The organism is Mesorhizobium sp. M1273 (assembly GCF_040318195.1).
Lineage (GTDB): Bacteria > Pseudomonadota > Alphaproteobacteria > Rhizobiales > Rhizobiaceae > Mesorhizobium.
In genome coordinates this window covers 257,043-274,443 of record NZ_JAMYLV010000005.1, presented here as the reverse complement: position 1 = coordinate 274,443, position 17,401 = coordinate 257,043, and the positions used below count along the sequence as shown (strand labels likewise).

General features: G+C 63.8%; 20 protein-coding genes and 1 riboswitch. Of the genes, 10 read left to right on the top strand and 10 right to left on the bottom strand.

Annotated elements, in window-relative coordinates; genetic code table 11:
- Nucleotides 1-298: 298 nt before the first annotated feature.
- Nucleotides 299-1,234 carry a prephenate/arogenate dehydrogenase family protein gene (locus NKH30_RS08845; protein WP_352471433.1) on the bottom strand — a complete coding sequence of 312 codons (936 nt, stop codon included), beginning with the start codon at nt 1,232-1,234 and terminating at the stop codon, nt 299-301.
- Nucleotides 1,235-1,240: 6 nt separating this feature from the next.
- A complete protein-coding gene (gene hisC / locus NKH30_RS08840; RefSeq protein WP_352768107.1) occupies nt 1,241-2,350 on the bottom strand; it encodes a histidinol-phosphate transaminase in 1,110 nt (369 codons plus the stop codon).
- 138 nt (nt 2,351-2,488) lie between these two features.
- Nucleotides 2,489-2,566: riboswitch (SAM riboswitch) on the top strand.
- 76 nt (nt 2,567-2,642) lie between these two features.
- Here hisC and metX point away from each other — a divergent pair.
- Both metX and metW read left to right on the top strand, forming a co-directional pair.
- On the top strand, nt 2,643-3,812 hold the full coding sequence (gene metX, locus NKH30_RS08835) for a homoserine O-acetyltransferase MetX (RefSeq protein ID WP_352994892.1): 1,170 nt from the start codon (nt 2,643-2,645) through the stop codon (nt 3,810-3,812).
- Nucleotides 3,813-3,927: 115 nt separating this feature from the next.
- Complete coding sequence (gene metW / locus NKH30_RS08830; protein WP_352471435.1) at nt 3,928-4,542, top strand: methionine biosynthesis protein MetW; 615 nt, start codon at nt 3,928-3,930, stop codon at nt 4,540-4,542.
- A 51-nt stretch (nt 4,543-4,593) separates the two neighbouring features.
- Here metW and NKH30_RS08825 read toward each other — a convergent pair whose 3' ends face one another.
- Nucleotides 4,594-4,815, bottom strand: coding sequence for a hypothetical protein (locus NKH30_RS08825; protein ID WP_352768111.1), 222 nt, complete (start codon nt 4,813-4,815; stop codon nt 4,594-4,596).
- On the opposite strand from NKH30_RS08825, the gene NKH30_RS08820 reads away from it, so the two are divergent.
- Entirely contained in the window at nt 4,814-5,020 is a 207-nt protein-coding gene (locus NKH30_RS08820) for a hypothetical protein (RefSeq protein ID WP_352483502.1), read from the top strand. The genes NKH30_RS08825 and NKH30_RS08820 overlap by 2 nt on opposite strands.
- A gap of 85 nt (nt 5,021-5,105) precedes the next feature.
- Here the strand turns inward: NKH30_RS08820 and NKH30_RS08815 are convergent, their stop codons facing one another.
- Nucleotides 5,106-5,426, bottom strand: a complete 321-nt coding sequence (locus NKH30_RS08815) for a DUF1330 domain-containing protein (protein WP_352768114.1) — start codon at nt 5,424-5,426, stop codon at nt 5,106-5,108.
- A 235-nt stretch (nt 5,427-5,661) separates the two neighbouring features.
- On the opposite strand from NKH30_RS08815, the gene NKH30_RS08810 reads away from it, so the two are divergent.
- Complete coding sequence (locus tag NKH30_RS08810) at nt 5,662-6,408, top strand: SDR family NAD(P)-dependent oxidoreductase (protein ID WP_352683094.1); 747 nt, start codon at nt 5,662-5,664, stop codon at nt 6,406-6,408.
- A gap of 42 nt (nt 6,409-6,450) precedes the next feature.
- A complete protein-coding gene (locus NKH30_RS08805) occupies nt 6,451-7,476 on the top strand; it encodes an RNA polymerase subunit sigma-70 (protein WP_352768118.1) in 1,026 nt (341 codons plus the stop codon).
- Nucleotides 7,477-7,494: 18 nt separating this feature from the next.
- On the opposite strand, the gene NKH30_RS08800 is transcribed toward NKH30_RS08805, so the two are convergent.
- The 3 genes from NKH30_RS08800 to NKH30_RS08790 all read right to left on the bottom strand — a co-directional run bounded on the left by NKH30_RS08800 (nt 7,495) and on the right by NKH30_RS08790 (nt 11,215).
- The gene (locus NKH30_RS08800; RefSeq protein WP_352616064.1) at nt 7,495-8,301 is read right to left on the bottom strand and encodes a DUF1194 domain-containing protein; all 807 of its coding nucleotides are present in this window, start codon (nt 8,299-8,301) and stop codon (nt 7,495-7,497) included.
- 76 nt (nt 8,302-8,377) lie between these two features.
- A complete protein-coding gene (locus NKH30_RS08795; RefSeq protein WP_352768121.1) occupies nt 8,378-10,210 on the bottom strand; it encodes an ABC transporter ATP-binding protein/permease in 1,833 nt (610 codons plus the stop codon).
- A 222-nt stretch (nt 10,211-10,432) separates the two neighbouring features.
- Nucleotides 10,433-11,215, bottom strand: a complete 783-nt coding sequence (locus NKH30_RS08790; protein ID WP_352768123.1) for a class I SAM-dependent methyltransferase — start codon at nt 11,213-11,215, stop codon at nt 10,433-10,435.
- A 98-nt stretch (nt 11,216-11,313) separates the two neighbouring features.
- Between NKH30_RS08790 and gloB the strand changes: the two genes are divergently transcribed.
- Nucleotides 11,314-12,081 carry a hydroxyacylglutathione hydrolase gene (gloB, locus tag NKH30_RS08785; RefSeq protein WP_352471442.1) on the top strand — a complete coding sequence of 256 codons (768 nt, stop codon included), beginning with the start codon at nt 11,314-11,316 and terminating at the stop codon, nt 12,079-12,081.
- Nucleotides 12,082-12,102: 21 nt separating this feature from the next.
- A complete protein-coding gene (locus NKH30_RS08780; RefSeq protein WP_352768126.1) occupies nt 12,103-12,531 on the top strand; it encodes a cupin domain-containing protein in 429 nt (142 codons plus the stop codon).
- Between the two features lie 4 nt (nt 12,532-12,535).
- Here NKH30_RS08780 and NKH30_RS08775 read toward each other — a convergent pair whose 3' ends face one another.
- From NKH30_RS08775 to NKH30_RS08765, 3 genes are read right to left on the bottom strand one after another with little or no spacing between them, the layout of a single operon-like run.
- Nucleotides 12,536-13,207 carry a lysoplasmalogenase family protein gene (locus tag NKH30_RS08775; protein ID WP_352768128.1) on the bottom strand — a complete coding sequence of 224 codons (672 nt, stop codon included), beginning with the start codon at nt 13,205-13,207 and terminating at the stop codon, nt 12,536-12,538.
- Nucleotides 13,204-14,091: an aromatic amino acid exporter YddG gene (gene yddG, locus NKH30_RS08770; protein WP_352768130.1), complete on the bottom strand. Its 888-nt coding sequence runs from the start codon at nt 14,089-14,091 to the stop codon at nt 13,204-13,206. The genes NKH30_RS08775 and yddG overlap by 4 nt, the downstream gene beginning before the upstream one ends.
- Before the next feature lie 42 nt (nt 14,092-14,133).
- Nucleotides 14,134-14,925, bottom strand: coding sequence for a DUF3108 domain-containing protein (locus NKH30_RS08765; protein WP_352616079.1), 792 nt, complete (start codon nt 14,923-14,925; stop codon nt 14,134-14,136).
- Between the two features lie 612 nt (nt 14,926-15,537).
- On the opposite strand from NKH30_RS08765, the gene rpmB reads away from it, so the two are divergent.
- From rpmB to NKH30_RS08750, 3 genes are all read left to right on the top strand, one after another.
- The gene (rpmB, locus tag NKH30_RS08760) at nt 15,538-15,834 is read left to right on the top strand and encodes a 50S ribosomal protein L28 (RefSeq protein WP_006328411.1); all 297 of its coding nucleotides are present in this window, start codon (nt 15,538-15,540) and stop codon (nt 15,832-15,834) included.
- Between the two features lie 82 nt (nt 15,835-15,916).
- Nucleotides 15,917-16,597: a queuosine precursor transporter gene (locus NKH30_RS08755; RefSeq protein ID WP_352451206.1), complete on the top strand. Its 681-nt coding sequence runs from the start codon at nt 15,917-15,919 to the stop codon at nt 16,595-16,597.
- A gap of 76 nt (nt 16,598-16,673) precedes the next feature.
- Nucleotides 16,674-17,348 (top strand): polyamine aminopropyltransferase, encoded by a 675-nt coding sequence (locus tag NKH30_RS08750; protein ID WP_352768132.1) that lies wholly within the window; start codon nt 16,674-16,676, stop codon nt 17,346-17,348.
- The last annotated feature ends 53 nt before the right edge of the window (nt 17,349-17,401 follow it).

Below are 17,401 nucleotides of genomic sequence, written 5' to 3'. Positions count from 1 at the left end.
GGGTATCCGTTCAGGCCTCAAGGGAAAGACGAGGGCGATCCGACTCTAGCTCGACCCGTCAAACGGTCAGCAATTCCACCGATCCGACCCTCGCCGCTGAGGGAGGGCGGCTACCCTCTCTCAGCGTTCCTTTCTGACCCATTCGGCAGCGAAAGTCATAAGACAAGCAATTCCAGGAAAAGTGTGAAACGGTTTTCCGTCCGGAATTGCGCAAAACAAAGAGATAGAGCCGTTCGGCGTTTCTGTGAAACGATGAACCGCTCTAAGCCAGGCCGGCCTGCGATCGGCCTGCCGCGGCTTATCCCTTCGGCGGGTGTTCGACTGCCTGGCGGCCGAAATCCGGTACGTCGATATCCTGGCCGGCCTCGATGATCGAGCGGCGGACGGCGCGGGTGCGGGTGAACAGGTCGAACAGTTTTTCGCCGTCGCCCCAGCGGATCGCCCGCTGCAGCGAGGACAGATCCTCGGAAAACCGCGCCAGCATTTCGAGAATGGCGTCCTTGTTGTGCAGGCAGACGTCGCGCCACATGGTCGGGTCGGACGCCGCGAGACGGGTGAAGTCGCGAAAGCCGGAAGCCGAGTATTTGATGACCTCGGACTTGGTCACCGACTCCAGATCGTCGGCGGTACCGACGATGTTGTAAGCGATGATATGCGGCAGGTGCGAAACGATGGCCAGCGTCATGTCGTGATGCTGCGGGTCCATCGTGTCGATGTTGGAGCCGCAGCGGCGCCAGAATTCCGAGAGCTTTTCCAGTGCTGCGGGATCGGTGCCGGGCAGCGGCGTGAAAATGCACCAGCGGTTCTCGAACAGTTCGGCAAAACCGGCGTCCGGTCCCGATTTTTCGGTGCCGGCCAAAGGATGGCCGGGGATGAAGTGCACGCCATCAGGCACGTGCGGCTGCATCTGCGCGATCACCGACGCCTTGGTCGAGCCGACATCGGTGAGGATGGCGCCCTTCTTCAGCGCCGGCGCGATCTCCGCGGCGACCGTACCGGAAGAACCGACCGGCACCGAAACGATAACCAGATCAGCATCGCGAACCGCCTCTTTCGCATCCGTCGTATAGGTGTCGCCAAGGCCGAGTTGGCTCGCCCGTGCCAGCGTCGCTTCGCTGCGCGTCGAAATCGCGATTTGGCCGGCGAGCCCCTCGCGGCGGATGACGCGGGCCAGCGACGAGCCGATCAGGCCGATGCCGACCAGCGCGATTTTTTCGAACATCGGTGATGTCATGGTGTTCTAGCTTTTCAGGAATGTCGCGAGTGCTGCGACAACGCCGCGATTGGCCTCTTCGGTGCCGATGCTCATGCGCAGCGCGTTGGGAAAACCGTACCCGGAAACGCGCCGCAATATGTAGCCGCGCGCACTGAGGTAGTCGTCGGCGGCCGCCGCCGAATGCTTTTTGTCCTCGGGAAAGTGGATGAGGCTGAAATTGCCGACGCTCGGTGTCACCCGCAGCCCGAGCCCGCTTAGTTGCTCGCTCAGCCAGGCTAGCCAGGTCTCGTTGTGCGCGACGCTGCGTTCGATATGGGCGCGGTCGTGGATCGCCGCGATGCCGGCCTCGATTGCCGTTGCATTGACGTTGAAAGGCCCGCGCACGCGGTTGATCGCGTCGATGACGTGCATTGGCGCATACATCCAGCCGATCCGCGCCCCGCCCAGGCCCAATTTGGAGAAAGTGCGGGTCATGACCACGTTTTCCGCGCTGGCCACCAACTCGACGCCGGCTTCATAATCGTTGCGCCGGACATATTCGGCGTAAGCTGCATCCAGCACCAGAAGCACGTTTCGCGGCAGGCCGGCATGCAGGCGGCGCACCTCCTGGAACGGCACGTAGGTGCCGGTTGGATTGTTTGGATTGGCAAGGAAGATGATCCGGGTAGCCGGCGTCACCGCGGCGAGGATCGCATCGATGTCGGCGCGTTCATCGGTCTCCTTGACCGTCACCGGGACGGCACCGGCCGACTGTATGTAGATCTTGTAGACCATGAAGCCGTGTTCGGTGATGATGGCTTCGTCGCCGGGTGCGAGGTAGGTCTGCGCCAGCAGGCCCAGAATCTCGTCGGAGCCGTTGGAGCAGACGATGTTCGCCGGGTTGAGCCCGTGCACCTCGGCGATCGCTTCCCTCAGGCGCCTGGCGCTGCCGTCGGGATAGACCGCGAGCTTGTCGGCGACCGCGCGCGCGGCCTCTATCGCCTTTGGCGAAGGACCGAGCGGGTTCTCGTTCGCCGACAATTTATGGACCTTGGCGACACCTTCAGGCGCCGCGCTCTTGCCGGGCACATAGGCTTCGATGTCCATGATGCCGGCGCGGGGCCTTGGACGTGTCTGATCCGGTGTCTGGCTCATTTCATGAAATCCGTCGAGAGTGCCTCCATCCGGAAGCCGCAGCGGAAATACAAGCCGTGGCCCGGAATGTCGAGGGCCGGCAATTCGGGATCAAGAACTTGCCGTTGACGAAGCCATGCGCGAGTCATAGAAGAACGGCTACAGTTCCGTGGTGATTTGGCCGGTCGGCTTGCAGCCACGTTAAACAACTTGCTAAAGGGCCGTTTGCATCTTGTAACCGGCTTTGCGAAGGCATGGCCGGTTTTTTGTTGCCCGGACCGGTGGACAACTGAAGGCCGGGCAAGGAGATGTGATGGTCGCTTTGCGCGCTCGAAAAACCAATAACGAGGCCGACCAGCCGTCGAGCCCGGTGTTGCGTTTCGGCGCCGACAAGCCGCTCAAGCTCGACGCCGGCACGCTGCTGTCGCCGTTCCAGATCGCCTACCAGACCTATGGCACGCTCAACGACGCGCGCTCCAACGCCATCCTCGTCTGCCATGCGCTGACCGGCGACCAGCATGTCGCCAACACCAATCCGGTGACCGGCAAGCCGGGCTGGTGGGAAGTGCTGATCGGTCCCGGCAAGATCATCGATACCGACCGTTTCTTCGTCATCTCGTCAAACGTCATCGGCGGCTGTCTCGGCTCTACCGGCCCCGCCTCGACCAATCCCGCCACCGCCAAGCCCTACGGGCTCGACCTGCCGATCATCACCATCCGCGACATGGTGCGGGCGCAGTTGATGCTGGTCGAGCATTTCGGCATCGAACAGCTGTTCAGCGTGCTGGGCGGCTCGATGGGCGGCATGCAGGTGCTGCAATGGGCCTCCAGCTATCCGGAGCGCGTCTTCTCGGCGCTGCCGATCGCCACCGGCGCCCGCCATTCCTCGCAGAACATCGCTTTCCATGAGGTCGGCAGGCAGGCGGTGATGGCCGACCCCGACTGGCATGGCGGCAAATATTTCGAGCATGGCAAGCGGCCGGAAAAGGGGCTGGCGGTGGCGCGCATGGCCGCCCACATCACCTATCTGTCGGAAGCAGCGCTGCACCGCAAGTTCGGCCGCAACCTGCAGGGCCGCGAAGCCCTGACCTTCGGTTTCGATGCCGACTTCCAGATCGAGAGCTATCTGCGCCATCAGGGCATGACCTTCGTCGATCGCTTCGATGCCAACTCCTATCTCTACATGACACGGGCGATGGACTATTTCGATCTCGCCGCCGACCATGGCGGCCGGTTGGCCGATGCCTTCGCCGGCACCAAGACGCGCTTCTGCCTGGTTTCGTTCACCAGCGACTGGCTGTTCCCGACCGAGGAGAGCCGCTCGGTCGTGCACGCGCTGAACGCGGCCGGCGCTTCGGTCTCGTTCGTCGAGATCGAGACCGACCGCGGCCACGACGCCTTCCTGCTCGACGAGCCCGAACTGTTCGCCGCCATCAAAGGCTTCATCGCCTCGGCCGCCCGGGCAAGAGGGCTTGGCGCATGACCCCGAAAGGTTGCAGGCTGTTCGGATCAGGACCATGCGCCAGGCATCAGCGCATGACCCCGAAAAGTTGCAGACTTTTCGGATCAGGATCATGTGCCGAGCAAGAGCCGAAGGCATGAGCGTCAATCGCGCCCAGCGCGTCGACCTCGAAGTCGTCGCCGATCTCATCCCGCCGCAGTCGCGGGTGCTGGACGTCGGTTCCGGCGACGGCCTGCTGCTCGAATTGCTGCAGGAGACCAAGAAGGTCGACGGTCGCGGGCTGGAACTGTCGCAGCGCGGCGTCAACGAATGCGTGGCGCGCGGCCTGTCGGTTATTCAAGGCGATGCCGACAAGGATCTCCAATTCTATCCCGACAAGGGTTTCGACTTCGTCGTTCTGTCGCAGACCTTGCAGGCGACCCGCAATCCGAAGCTGGTGCTCGACGAACTGCTCCGGATCGGCAACCGCGCCATCGTCTCATTCCCGAATTTCGGCCACTGGCGGGTGCGCCTTTCGCTGCTCTTCAACGGCCGCATGCCGGTGACCAAGGACCTGCCCTATTCCTGGTACGACACGCCCAACATCCATTTCTGCACCATTCGCGACTTCGTCAATCTGTGCGACGAGCTTGGCGCGACGGTGGAAAAGGCAACCGCGCTCGACGCCAACGGCCAGCGGATCGGCTTCTCGATGCCGTGGTGGTTCTGGAATTTTTTCGGCCAGCAAGCGGTATTCCTGCTGAAACGATAGGTTTGACAGGCAGAAGCAACGAACCTCAGACCTGCGCAAGAAACCATATTTTCAATTTTCAATCCAATGAAGTTGCCCGGCATTCTTTGTTGCTTTAACAGGTCTCAAACGGGTTGGTTTGGGGGAAGCAATGAAGACGTTAGTCTTAGCAACAGCTTTGATGTCGGCCACTTTGATTTCCGGATGCACGACGTCGAAGACCGATTTCCAGAATGGACAAGTCGCGTTGAGCGGCAGCCCGGCGCTGAAACGGCAGGCGATCCAGCGGTGCATGACCAAATTCAAGATGCGGTTCGGCAAGGTTGAAAGGGCAAACCTCGCCGCGCTCATGAACGTCCCGGATGCCGGATTGGAACACACGTTCTGCACGCGATTGATGAACGGCTTCGCGAACGGGAGGATCAACTACTCGGATTACCTGGCTGCATTGTCGCACGGCGACATGTCCAACGCGATCAAGGTGCTGCAGGGGCGGTGAAGCTGCCGATGCAGACGCGATCCAAATTCGGTGCTGCCAGATGGATGGCGGCACCATAGACGCCGGTTGTACCCGATCATTCCCTCTATTCAAGCACGTCCGTGGCCTTGTGCGGGTGCTGGACGCCATCAACGAAGACCACGTCGGACCGGGAATTGCCGGTACGCAGCGGCAATATCTCCTGATAGGCGGGCGAGTCGTACCATGCGCGCGCCTGCTGCCTATCGGGAAATTCGATGATTATGAGATAGCCCGGCCAGGTGTTTTCAACGACTTCCACCTCGCCTCCGTGCACCACGAAGCGGCCGCCAAACGGTTCCAGCGTGGCATCGATCTTGTGCAGGTACTCGACGATCTGCGGTCCCGGCGTGACCTGGCGCATATGGGCGACGGCGTAGGCGGTCATGGCGTAACTCCTTGTGGTCGAAGGCCGGACAACCGGCTTGATGGGAGCAGTTTGCCGAGACGTCGCGCACAGGTCGATTACCCCCGAGGTAATGACACTGAATACAAAACCGACGCGCCGCTGCCGTCAGCGGAAAGATATTTCCGCCTGGCACCGATGATTTCCACCCACCTGCGCTGTCCTTATCGATGAGCGCGCCTGGATGGTCCGGCGGCCGGGAATAGAGAGGTGATCCATGGGATCGTTGCAAAATCAGAATGTCGTCGTCGTCGGAGGCAGCCGTGGTGTCGGCCGCTCCATCGCGGAGGCCGCCCTCAAGGAGAAAGCGACGGTGCTGGCCGTCGCCCGCGGAAAACAGGCCCTGGCGCAATTTGCCTGGGAGGTCTCGGGCGTGAAGACGCTCGCGGCCGATGCTACGATGGACTCCGCCCCGGATAAGGTCTTCGCCGCGCTTGAGCCGGACGTACTGGTGATCTGCGCAGGTGCGCTGGCGCCTTCTGCGCCGGTGCATGAACAGAACTGGAAGGCGTTCTCGGCAAATTGGGACACGGACGTCAAGGCGTCGTTCCTGTTTTGCCGGGCCGCTCTGCGGCGTCCGCTCAAGCCGGGGACCCGGATCGTTCTGATCTCCAGCGGCGCGGCCTTGACCGGCGGACCACCGAACGCCGGCGGCTATGCTGGCGCAAAACGCATGCAGATGTTCCTGGCCGGTCATAGCCAGAAGGAGGCCGACCGGCTTGGCCTCGGCCTGCGCTTCATGGCGCTCGCGCCGATGCGCATCATGCCGGAAACCGGCGTGGGCAAAGCCGGCGTCGACAGCATAGCGGCCTATATGGGCATCCAGCCGGCGGACTTCATCGCCGCCATGACCGACATGCAAACGCCGGCCGATGTCGGACGGGCGGTGGTCGCACTCGCCACCGGCCAGCCGCAAGGCAGTTCCTTCATGGTGAGCGGTAGCGGGCTTGCCCCGGCCGCCTGAGGGGCGCGTAATGCAACGCTCGCTCGTAACCGCACAAGCCACATGACAGACGCTCAACCACCTCTGGAACCATCACGCCAGCCGATCCTCGATCGGCTGGCCTTCGAGAAGGTCACGGCCGCGCATCGCCGCGAGCTCAAGCTGCATTGTTATCGCATGATGGGTTCGCTGCACGAGGCCGACGACCTCGTCCAGGACACGTTGCTTCGCGCCTGGCGCGCAAGATCGGAGTTCGACGGGCGAGGTTCGGTTCGCGGTTGGCTCTACATGATCGCGACCAACGCTTGCCTCAACGCCATCAAGGCGAGGTCGAGGGCGCGTCGCATTCTCCGGGAACCCGGACGGCCGCCCTCGCACGGGGCGGCCATAGGCGGGCCGGTAGCCGACATCGCCTGGCTGGAGCCCTACCCCGACGCCGAGCTTCCAGACGTTGCCGGCAGCGAGCCAGGTCCGGAAGCCCGTTACGAGAGCCGCGAGGCCGTCCAGCTCGCCTTCGTCGCGGCGATCCAGGATCTGCCGCCCAGGCAGCGCGCCGCGCTGCTGCTTGCCGACGTCCTCGGATGGTCGGCTGTCGAGACGGCGCGTTTGCTGGGCGGATCGACGGCTTCGATCAACAGCGCGTTGCAACGGGCCCGCGCAACGCTGGCGGCGCGCTATCCTCAGGGACGGCCGGCCAGCCGATCACGGCCCAGCCCCGAAGAAGGCCTGCTGCTCGAACGCTACATGCAGGCCTGGCAGGCCGCCAATCTCGACAGCTTGATCGAGCTGCTGCGTGAGGACGCCATCTACACCATGCCGCCTTGGCGTGAATGGTATCAAGGCCGCGAAGCGATCCGCGGTTTCTTCGAGACCGTCTGGCCTAAGTTTGGCGGCTTCCGCACACTGGCCACCCGCGCCAATGCCCAGCCGGCGGTCGGGGTTTATTCCCGCAGCCACGACGGCCCTGAATGGCGGGCCCATTCCCTGCATGTGTTCGACGCAGCCGAGGGCGGGATCGCTTCCTTGACGATCTTCATAGGGCCGCTCGGGCCATCTCTGTTCCCGGCCTTCGGCCTGCCACCAGCCTAGCTTACCCCTGGGCCAGCCTTATCGGTCAAGTTCCGGGAAATAGGGGTCCGAGAAAAACCTTCGGTCGCGCTCACCTTGCAGGCAGTCGATCGGTGCGTCGATGCGGATCGTCCTCGGATCCACCTTGGGATACTCGATGCCGCTGACCTCGAGGATCAGTTTGCGGCGAGTGGCGGTGGCGAATTCGGAAGCAGCATAGATCGGCAGCACGAACGAGCCCGGCCCGCCGGTAACGCATTCGGCATAATACCGGTCGAGATGGCTGAAGGTGGGTGACGGGCTGACCAGGATCGGCAGCCCGTTGATGACGATGCCCTTCGCCAGTGCCGCATCGCGTGCCGTTGTGACCGGCAAGCCGGTGTTGTTTGGGCCGTCCCCCGAGACGTCGATGACGCGGCGTTTGCCGGTGAAGGCCGTGCCGTCGAAAAGCTCGGCGCCGAAAGCCACAGCACCGGAAATCGAGGTGCCGCGAAAGCTCCTGAACGGGCGGGCCGCGATCTTGTCGGCGAAAGCGTTGGCGCTCTCCTTGCTGTCGACGACCTGCCAGGCAATGACCGCATCGTCGCGGATGGTGCCGGCCCATTCAAAATAGGCGATGGCGATGCGGCCGAAGGTGCCGGCACGCACGGCGTTGATGAAGTCGGGGTGGCGCAGCGCCGCGACATAGCCGGCGCGCTGCAGGGCAAACTCCCTTTCATCCATCGACTGCGAGATGTCGACGGCCAGCACCAGCTCGACATCGACGGCAATTGCATTGGCCGGCGCGGCCGCAGGTGCCGCCGGGGTGCAGGCAAGGCAGGCGAGCAGGGCGAGTGCGTCAAGCATGGCCGATCGGAACGTTCCCATCTGAAACGATCGCGACAGTTTTTCGCCGCGATCGCGGCGAAATAAAGCTTGCCTTCTATTTCTTTCGGCCGGTCGAGGCGATCGCCGGGGGCGGTTCGATGGCACCTGCCCTGATACGGGCCGGCTTGAGTGGCGGTTGGCCGGCATCCTTGACGATGGTCAACGCCCGCCGGAAAAAGCGGGCATTGTGCTGGCCGCGGCCGATATTGAGGATCGCGGCGTCGGGAAGGCGCTTCTCCAGCATCGACAGCACTTGCCTCAGCGTTGGGCCGTCGAACGCGTCCAGCGCCTCGTCGATGATCACCCATTTCGGCCGTCGCAAGGCCAGCCTGGCAAAGGCCAGCAGACGCTGCTCGTCGTCGCTGAGCTCACGCTCCCAGCGCGCCGAGCGATCGAGCGAGGACGACAGGCGTTGCAGCCCGACATCGGCCAGCACCTCCGAGATCTCGGCATCGCTCGCCTCCGCCGCGCCGTCTGAATGGTTGAGCACCTCGCGCAGCTTGCCGAGCGGGAAATAGGGGGTACGCGGAACAAAGATCGGCGCTTCTCCGGCCGGCATGCCGATCCGTCCGCTGCCCCATGGCCACAGACCGGCAATGGCCCGGAAGAACAGCGTCTTGCCGGCGCCCGGATCTCCGGTGATCATGACCCGGTCGCCGGCGCGGATTTCGACATGCGGCTCGGCAAGCTTGGTGCATCCCTCCGGCGAGGCGACCTCGAGTTTCTCGAAGGTCAGGCTGCCGTCCGGGTTTTCGCCGAACGAAATGCGCCTTTCCGTATGGTGCAGCGCGTCGGTGTCGGCAAGCGCGATGCGGAAGTCGGCGACCCGCATCAGCGTAGCGCGCCAATCGGCGATGCCGCCGATATTGTTGATGAACCAGCGCAGCGAGGAATGAACCTGGTTGAAAGCGCCGACTGCCATCATCAAGCCGCCAAAGCTGATATCGCCGGCGAAATAGACCGGTGAGGCGACCAGGATCGGCGCGACGACAGTGATCCAGCCATAGGTGTCGGTAACCCAGGAAAGATTGATCTGGGCGCTGTAGATGCGCCGCATGGCGCCCAGCACCATGCCGAGATCGAATTCGAGCCGACGCCTGGCATCGGCCTCGCCATGCGCGAGCGCGATGGCATCGACATTCTCGTTGACGCGAACCACCGAGGAGCGCAGCTCCGCTTCACGCGTATAGCGATCGTTGTTGAAGCGGATCAACGGTCGCCCGACCAGCCAGCTCAACCAGGAGGCGGTGCCGGCATAAAGGATCGCCGCCCAGACCATGTAGCCGGGTATGGCCAGCGAATGGCCGCCTATGTGGAAGACGAAGCCGGAGGACAGCGACCACAGGACCCCAACGAACGAGGCAAGCAGGATGCAGGACTGCAGCAGGCCGATGCCAAGACCGGTGGAAAGATCGGAGAGATGCCCGGCATCCTGCTGCAGGCGCTGGTCGGGATTGACGCCGATGGCGCCGGCATGGGTCAGCCGGAAGGCACGCGCCGGCCGCATCCATTCGTCGATCAGGTCGAGCGTCAGCGCCTCGCGCAGCTTCAGGCGGAGCATCTGGTCGAGCCAGGTCTGGCCGACATTGAGCACCACAAGCCCGCCGGCGATGCCGGCAAAGACCAGAAGCTGATGCAGGAAAGCCGGCATGTCGCGCCGCGCCAGCGCGTCGTAGAAAGGCTGGTTCCAGCGATTGAGCAGAACCTGCCCGATCGAGCTCGCCACGATGACGGCGACGATGCCGATCGCTGCCCAAAGCAATTGTTTTCGCACTGGCGAGCTGGTCAGTGCCAATTTGATTGTTGCCAGCTGCTCACGCAGGCTGCTGGCCTCGATCGACGTGGCAAGCTTCTGGGCGCTGGCCTCGACATCCGGAAGATCAGCCATGAGTGGATCCTTGCATTCGGAAGCGATGCTGAAACCCGGTCATAGAATCGACCGCGTATGCCTTCAATCGGGCAGCCAACCCGTCCGCGGCAGACAATGCATGTCGCGCAAAAGTGTGCAGCGGTTTTGCGATAACGACATGCATAAAACAACAACCTAAAGCGCGTCGTACGAGGCCGGTCTAATGCGACGCGCTTTTGGTGAGAAAAAGCCTGCGTCGGATCACGAACGCGTCATCCTGGCGGCGCCGGACGTTCGGCCCGCGACAGCCCGGCCAAGCGTCGGCGCGCCATGCGGCGAGAGAACCGGCACGAAGACGCGGCGGGACGCGCGCTGGGCAACCGGCACGCCTTGATACAGCCGCTTCTGCGCCTCGACGACAATAACGCCCGAAAAGATCGGCCAGAAGCGCCGGCCGGCGCGTTCCAGCACATTATGGAACTGCATCATGAAACGTCGCGGCGACGGCGGGAAGAACAGCGCATCGGACCACGCCGCCGGCGTGAAATTCGCTTCGCGCAGCAATTCGGTCAGCTGGCCGCGCGAGAACGGCCGGCCATTGCCGAAAGGCGTATGCTCGAAGCGTGCCCAGACGCCGCGCCGGTTCGGCACGACGATGACGACACGGCCGGCCGGCGACAGCACCCGCCAGATCTCGTTCAGCGTCTCGCGTGGGTTCTCGACATGTTCGAGCGAATGGACGAGCAGCATGCGGTCGATGCAGGAATCAACCAGCGGCAGTTCCTCGTCGAAGACCAGGGCGGTCGCCGTCGGCCCGGTCGCCGGCCAGACCACCGCGCCCTGCGTTGCCGGCATGAAGGCAAAGACGCGCTCGGCATCGCTGCCGAAGCGCTCCAGCCACGGCAAGGTGTAGCCGAGGCCGACCAGCCGCTCGTTGGGCACGACGGCCCATATCGAGGACAGCGCCATGGTGATCGAGCGTTCGGCCAGGCGGCCGAGCGTGGTCGAATAAAACGAACGGAGATCGACAATGTCTGAATGCATGCGCGGAACGGTAGCTTCGAAGCAGTCCAAGTTCAACAAAGGCAGATGACATCGGCTGGCAGGCGCCCTATGTCTGCGGCAACAAAGGGAGAGATGCGATGCCGGTCGAGATCGAACAATTCATGTGCCGCAGCGACAATTTCGGCGTGCTGGTGCACGACCCGAAAAGCGGCCAGACGGCGCTCATCGATGCGCCCGAGGAGGCGCCCATCCTGGCGGCGATCAAGCGCACCGGCTGGACCCCGACGATGATCCTGACCACTCACCACCATCTCGACCACGTCGAGGCCAATCTGGCGCTGAAGGAGCGTTTCAAGCTGCGCATTGTCGGGCCGGAAGCCGAAAAGGCAAAGATTCCCGGCATCGACGAAACTGTCGAGCAAGGCTCGGTCGTCCATCTCGGCGACGAGCGGATCGAGGTCATCGCCACACCCGGCCATACCGCCGGCCATGTCACCTATCATCTGCCGGCGTCGAAAGTGGCTTTCGCCGCCGACACACTGTTTGCGCTCGGCTGTGGGCGGCTGCTCGAATGCAAGCCGCCGGTGATGTACGAATCCCTGAAGAAGCTCGCGGCGCTGCCGGCCGAGACGGTCGTCTATTGCGGCCATGAGTATACGCTGGCCAATGCCCGTTTCGCGCTCACCGTCGACCCGACCAATTCGGCGCTGAAAGAGCGCGCCGCCAAGGTCGAGGCGCTGCGTGCCGACGGCAAACCGACGCTGCCGACGACCATCGGCGAGGAACTGTCGACCAATCCGTTCCTGCGCTGGCACGATCCGGCGATCCGCAGGCATCTCGGCCTGGAGAAGGCCTCCGACGCCGAAGTGTTCGCCGAGATCCGCAAGCGCAAGGACAATTTCTGAGCGGCGCCAGGAGCTAGGGTCATGACCAGTTCCGCCGAAATCATCGCCCTGCTCGGCCTGAAGCCGCATCCGGAAGGCGGCTGGTATGCCGAGACCTTTCGCGACGGCGCGGCAGGCACGCGCGGCCATTCGACGGCGATCTATTTCCTCCTCAACAAGGACCAATTGTCGGCCTGGCACCGAGTCAAGGACGCGGCCGAGGTCTGGCATTTCTATGACGGTGCGCCGCTGGCGCTGTCGATACATCGAGAAGGCGGTCCCGTTATCGAGGAGATCCTCGGTACGGCGCTTGCCGCGGGCGAGCGGCCGCAGATCGTCGTGCCGGCAGGCTGGTGGCAGTCGGCACGCAGCCTCGGCGAATGGACCCTGGTCGGCTGCACCGTGGCGCCGGGTTTCGATTTCTCCGCCTTCGAACTCGCCAAACCAGGCTGGCTGCCGGGAACGCCCTAGGCACCTAGCCCAGCAGCAAACCCAGCGTGATCGCCAGCTGGCCGACGTAATACAGCGCCCAGACCCCATGGCGCACCCAAATGCGGTGCGCCGAGATGGCGGGCAGCAGGAACTTTTCCGCGGCGTGCAGCCCGTCGGACAGCATGAGCAGGATGACGCCGCCGACGACCCAGACGCTGTTCAGGGTGAGCGCCGCAATGCCCATGCCAAGCAGCGCCGCGGCATGGATGCCAATCGGCAAACGCAAGGCCGGGCCGATGCGGCGCCAGAGCGCGAAAATCATCGCCAGCGCCAACACGGCCATCGCCAGGGCAATAATTCCTCGCCACGGTTCGGCCGAGAGCAGCCCGAGGCCGCTGCCGGCGCGCAGGAACAGCACGACGTAAAGCACATGCGCGGCAAGAAAACTGGCTGTGCCGCCAAGAAATGCCTTCTCGCCGTCGCGCGACAGGAAGGCGTCGCCGACGGCGCTGAGCGCCAGCGCGGCGACGAGCAGCCATGGGCCGCCCTGCTGCGCGACCAGCACCGCCAGCATCGCCATCGCCAATGTCCTTGCCGCCGACCGCGAAAGGCGCGGCGGCATGCCGAGGCTGAACGCGTAAATCACCGCCGCCGCCAGCGAAAACAGCAGCGTCGCATTGGCATTGGCACCGATGCCGCCGGAAAACGGCATCATGCGTTTGCCTCGCTCGCGGCCCTCTTGCGCAGGAACAGCGATTTCGCCGCCAGTGCCGCGCCGCCGGTGATCAGCACGCAGGCGGCGAGGATGCGCCATGACGGCTCGGCGAAGCCGGCTGATATCAGCACCAGCGTCGACAGCAGCGGTGCGGCATAGCTCGCCGCCCCCAGCACCTGGATGTTGCCGCGCTTGACGCCGATGTCCCAGGCATAGAACGCCGCCCCCACCGGCATTAGACCGAGGCCGAGCACGGCCAGCCACTGGCCGGCGCCGTTGGGCAGCACCGTTTCTTCCAGCAACAGATGGCAGACCAGCGAAAGTGCCGCGGTGGCGGCGCAGAACCAGGTGACGATGCTGGTCGGCACCGACGGGAAGCGCCGCGACAACAGCGAATAGGACGACCACAGCACCGCGCAGACGCCGGCCATTGCATAGCCGAAGGCATAACGCGCATCGAAGGCAAGCCCGCCGCCCTTGGTGACGATCAGGACCGTGCCGGCAAGGCCGAGCAGCGCGCCGGCGACGTGGTTCCAGGCCAGCCGCTCGCCCGGCATCAGCGCCGACCCCAGCACGATCAGCAGCGGCCACAGATAGGCGATCAGGCTGGCCTCGACGGCCGGCGCATTGCGCAGCGCGGTGAAATAGAAGAAGTGGTAGCCGAACAGGCCGGCAATGCCGATCGCCCAAACCTGGCGCGGTATCTTCGCGGCGCCATCAGCTGCCGGCATGAACAGCCGGGCAACCAGCCCGACACAGGTGCCGATCGTGAAGGTGATTGCCGAAAGCAGGAACGGCGGCACGGCGCCCGAAGCATCCGTAAGCAGCGCCAGCAGCGCCCACATGGCGACCGCGGAGAAGCCGATCAGTGTTGCGCGCGCCATACCGGTCGCCCCCTGCCCATCGTTGGCGGCGCACCGTCACGCCTATTCGTTTGCTTCGAACCGCTCCGCGCTGATCGTCAACGGGCCGATTTGCGTGCTGACCGTGGCGCGGATCGGCGCATATACGCCGCTTTGGCCGACCGGTGCAAACGTCACCATGATGCGGCTGCGTTTCTTCAGGTAGTTCAGCGCCTTGCGGTTCTTGCGGTAACCGGCCACCGGCTCGAAGCCCAGCCTGCAGGTGACCGTATCGCCCTTGTAGCCGGCCACCGAGATCGACCCTTTGGACTCGTAGGTCAGTTTCAGATCGGCACGCATTTCGCCGTCATAGAGCTTCACCGTGCGCCCGCAGACCTGGTCGAGGCTGTCGGCATGGATGACGGTGGCGGCCATCGGATCGAGGACCGATACGAGATGGCTGCCGACCAGCGGTATCCAATTCTCGGGATTGCGCTTCTTCGGCTCAGGCACGACCTTGGTCGAGGTGACGACGCCGTTGGCAAACTGGATGTCGATCATCGATGCCTTCTTGCCGGACGTGTAGTCGGCGTGGAACGCTTGCGGCTGCAACTGCTTGCCCGAAATCTTGCCCTTCGACGAGATCGTGCCTCGCGTATCGTCGAACAAAGTGGCGAGCCCGGCGGCGGAAACGCTGCCCTCGATCGAATAGCTGTCACCCTCGTACTGGCTGGAGAATTTCGCCTTGGCCACGGAGAGGCCGAGGAACGACACCGAATATTCGCCCGTGAAGGATTGCGGCTCAGCGGCCGAAACCGTCGTCGAAAGCGCGACGGCCATCAGCACGACCAGGGCATGGAGGAAAGAACGAGGCATGGCGGGTCCTTGATTGTCGACCGGACGGGGCGGCTCCGGTCTGGCATGTCCCTGTGCGACCGCTTATAGGCTGAATTCCGGCCTTAATGTGAAAGGCGCCGTCGGCAGGCAACGTTGGGGCTGGTCGACAGCCAAAATAAAAAACCCGCCTCGGCGGGCGGGTCGTTGGAGCCAATTAGCACCATACCGAAATTAGTAGCATAGCTGCCGGCACAAAGCAAGAACAAAATGTGGCCACCTGGAAAATCGCTACAGGTTTGCGCAGCCCCTCATCGCCCTGCCGGGCACTTCTCCCCGTATAGGGACGGGGAGAAGGTCGCCTTGCAAAGGGTTTCGCCAATTTGCGAAGTTGCAGAAGCGCCGAGCCTGCGGCCAAGCCCCTTCTCCCCGTCACTATACGGGGAGAAGGTGCCGGCAGGCGGATGAGGGGCAGCGCCGGCATCGGTCATCTTTTGATTGATTCCCTTGGCACTAACCAACCCCAAGCTTGACGCCTCGGCGAAATGCAACTATGGAACGCCAACTTTTTCCATAAGGCCGCCTGACCGAAACCGCGCGCCACCCGGCGCGGGTCGAATGTTTGGCCAGGACCGAGAACCGAAGGTTAGAACCATGTCCCGCACCTGCGAACTCACTGCCAAGGCAGTCATGTCCGGCAACAATGTGAGCCACGCCAACAACAAGACCAAGCGTCGCTTCCTGCCCAATCTCGTCAATGTGACGCTGATCTCGGAAGCGCTGAACCAGAACGTGCGCCTGCGCATTTCGGCCAACGCGCTGCGTTCGGTCGAGCATCGCGGCGGCCTCGACGCCTTCCTGGCCAAGGCCGATGCCAAGGAATTGTCGCAGCGCGCCCGCCTGTTGAAGAAGCAGATCGCCAAGAAGCTCGCCGAGCAGCCGGCCGCCTGAGTTTTTCGGCGGCAGCCGCCTTCCAGGGCGTGGTCCGAACTCCGGATCGCGTTCCGCTGGTTCCATTACCCAGGATAAAAAAATGATTTTCCTCTCGCGGTACCTGCCCTTCGTGGCGGCCATGGCGCTCGTCGTCGTGGCCTCGAACATCCTCGTGCAGTTCCCGATGCAAGGCGCAATCGGCGGGCTGTCGCTGGCCGACATCCTGACCTGGGGCGCCTTCACCTATCCGTTCTCCTTCCTGGTCACCGATCTCGCCAACCGCCGCTATGGGCCGGCGGTGGCGCGCAGGATCGTCTTTGTCGGCTTCATGACAGCGGTGATCTGCTCGATCGTCATCCCACCGCTGCTGTTTCGCCACGGCCTGATCGAATTCGAGACCGCCGCCGACCGGCTGGTGCGCATTGCCGCGGCGTCGGGTGCCGCCTTCCTCACCGCGCAGTTGCTCGACGTCACCGTGTTCAACCGGCTGCGCCGGCAGAGCTGGTGGCGCGCACCGATCGTCGGCACGCTGGTCGGCTCCGTTTTCGATACGGTGGTGTTTTTCACCGTCGCCTTCGCGGCGGCGTTCGCCTTCGCCGGGCCCAACGACGGCTTTGCGCTGGAAACCGCGCCGCTGATGGGCGTGCTGCCGGTCGAGACGATGCGCTGGGTCTCCTGGGCGCTCGGCGATCTCAGCGTCAAGCTGATCATAGCGGTGGTGGCGCTGATCCCCTACCGGCTGCTTGCCGCCCGCTGGAGCCAGCCGGCACTGGCAGCATGATCCCGAACCAAAGGTCCGCGTTAGCGAAAAGTGGGAACCGGTTTTCGGACAAGATCATGCTCAAAGACTATCGAGCATGATCCCCTGGCTTCAACTGGACTCGGCAAAAACGCCTGACGGCGGACAGGAACTCCGCCTGAAGCGGCGCGGCGGCGAATTCTCGATCATGCTTGGGGCGAACGAGCTGATGAACAGCCGGCTCAGCGGTTCCGAAGAGGCGCTGGCGAAACTGTCCTGCCAAAGGATTGCCGGCCGCCGGACCCCAAACATCCTGATCGGCGGCCTCGGCATGGGCTTTACCTTGCGCGCGGCGCTGGCCGAGCTTGCCGACGATGCGCAGGTCACCGTTGCCGAATTGGTGCCGGCGGTCGTGGCGTGGGCGCGCGGCCTGATGGCCGAAGTTTTCGACGGTTGCCTTGACGACCGGCGTGTCGGCATTCGTGAGGCCGATGTCGGTCAGCTCATCCGATCGCAAGCTTCGGCCTGGGACGCGATCCTGCTCGATATCGACAACGGCCCCGAGGGCATCGTCTACAAGGCCAACGATGCGCTCTACAGCGCAGCCGGCCTGATCAGCGCGAGAGCAGCTCTCAAGCCCGGCGGTGTGCTGGCGGTCTGGTCGCAGGGCCCTGACGCAGGTTTCACCCGAAGGCTCAAGCAGGCCGGCTTCACGGTCGAGGAGGTCAAGGTGCGGGCTCACGGCAAGCGCGGCGCCCGGCACATCGTCTGGCTCGCGACCAAGGGGCAATAGGCCACCTCGCAATCCGGGCGGGCCTTGTGGTCGCCGCCCGCCACGCCGACGAA